Raw genomic sequence first — 1,090 nt, 5'->3', positions numbered from 1 at the left:
TATGTTGGCTAAAGCGGAGGAGTATCAGCCTGATATTCTCGTGGTAGGTATGGACTTGCCCGACGAAGACACTTTACAGCAACTGGTCGAACTTCGAGAGCGCATGCCGCTTCCCGTCATTGTTTTCTCAGAAAAGGATGCGCCGCCGCTGGTTCAGAAGGTGGTGAAGGCCGGTGTCAGTGCTTTTATTGTGGATGATATACAGCCACAGCGCTTGCCTTCAATTATTAATATCGCAGTAGCTCGTTTTCATGAGCAGCAAGGTTTAATAAAGGAATTAAACACGGCAAAAACCAAATTGGCCGAAAGAAAGACCTTAGAGAAGGCTAAAGGTTTGTTGATGAAACAGAAGGGCCTGAGTGAAGATGAGGCATATACCTCTCTTAGAAAGTTGGCGATGGATAAGGGGCAGCCGATTGTGAAAGTGGCTGAAAGCATTATTGATGTGTTTTCCTTATTGGGTGATGTCGAGTAGCCCTAAAGCAAGTCGTTAGTAAGTGCTTGGTGCACTGAAATGGGTCGTATTTCTGCGTGATATTGTCAAGTAGTTGATATATAAGGTATAAAAAGTTGGCACGGCTTGTGCTTTAACTGGTATATCTACGAACGCAAGGCGTTCATGAAACAAAACATAATGTCTTTCTATCAACGGCGATCAGAAAGACATCAAACAAGATCGCAATGGCGCGGTCAGGTTTGAACGAGCAAAGGTGCTCATCAGTTAGTGGTCTCATTAGAGGCGACTAATCGGTGGGCGCCTTTTTTTTGGATTTTTTGAAAGTTTATTATTGATTCATTGATATAAAGGAAGCGTTTTATGAAGTGGTTTAAATCGTTAAAAACGGCAACGATGACAACAGTAATCAGCGCAAGTGTCGCAGTTGGTATGACTAGCGGCGCGGCGCATGCAGAGAAATTAGGCTATCCGGAAAAAGAGGAGTTAACTTTCGGTTTTATCAAACTAACAGACATGGCGCCAATAGCTGTCGCCTATGAAAACGGTTACTTTGAGGATGAAGGCCTGTACGTCAAAATTGAAGCTCAAGCTAACTGGAAGGTCTTGCTTGATGGCGTAATTGACGGTCGCTTG

At 43.9% G+C, this 1,090-nt stretch carries 2 protein-coding genes; both read left to right on the top strand.

The genetic code is table 11. The annotated features are described in order from the left end of the window. Positions 1-475: ANTAR domain-containing response regulator (locus A3729_RS20410; RefSeq protein ID WP_068634221.1), on the top strand; the 475-nt coding region annotated here is incomplete at its 5' end. A 411-nt stretch (positions 476-886) separates the two neighbouring features. Beyond that, a partial coding sequence (locus A3729_RS20405; RefSeq protein ID WP_369820148.1) for an ABC transporter substrate-binding protein occupies positions 887-1,090 on the top strand: 204 nt, incomplete at its 3' end.

The sequence above is a fragment of the Oleiphilus sp. HI0043 genome, assembly GCF_001634935.1.
Note: the sequence above shows the minus strand (reverse complement) of the source record. Positions and strands in the feature narration are given on the sequence as shown.